General features: G+C 64.5%; 2 protein-coding genes. Both read left to right on the forward strand.

Going from position 1 to position 439, the window contains the following annotated elements:
- Positions 1 to 211: hypothetical protein (locus HWY30_RS41300; RefSeq protein ID WP_208524387.1), on the forward strand; the 211-nt coding region annotated here is incomplete at its 5' end.
- The coding region (locus HWY30_RS40880) for an SDR family NAD(P)-dependent oxidoreductase (RefSeq protein WP_176079067.1) at positions 201 to 439 on the forward strand (239 nt) is incomplete at its 3' end. The genes HWY30_RS41300 and HWY30_RS40880, both read left to right, overlap by 11 nt.

The raw sequence follows: 439 nt of genomic DNA on the forward strand, positions 1-439 counted from the left end.
CTGGAGCGAGCAATGGCCGACGCATGCCCCCATGAATCCGGTCATGCTGCCGTGGCAGGAATGGCTGCGACGTATGGCAAGCACGGCGGCGGGCATGGCCTACGGACAAGCGGGCCGAGGCGACGTCTCCAGTCAGGTTACGCCGGTGACTTCGGCTAAATCGCCGGCCTCCAGCAACCGTCCGGAGCAGGGAGAGCATCATGCCGGCTAAGCGCGTAGCTTTCATTACCGGTGGCATGGGTGGCTTGGGCGCCGCGATCAGTCGGCGTCTTCACGATGCGGGCATGGTGGTCGCCATGTCGCACTCCGAGCGCAACGATCACGTTGCCACCTGGCTCATCCATGAACGCGATGCCGGTCGCCATTTCGTCGCCTATGAGGCCGACGTCTCCAGCTTCGATTCGTGCGCCCATTGCGCCGAGCGCGTGCTCGCCGAATT

The organism is Paraburkholderia tuberum STM678, from assembly GCF_902833905.1.
Lineage (GTDB): Bacteria > Pseudomonadota > Gammaproteobacteria > Burkholderiales > Burkholderiaceae > Paraburkholderia > Paraburkholderia tuberum.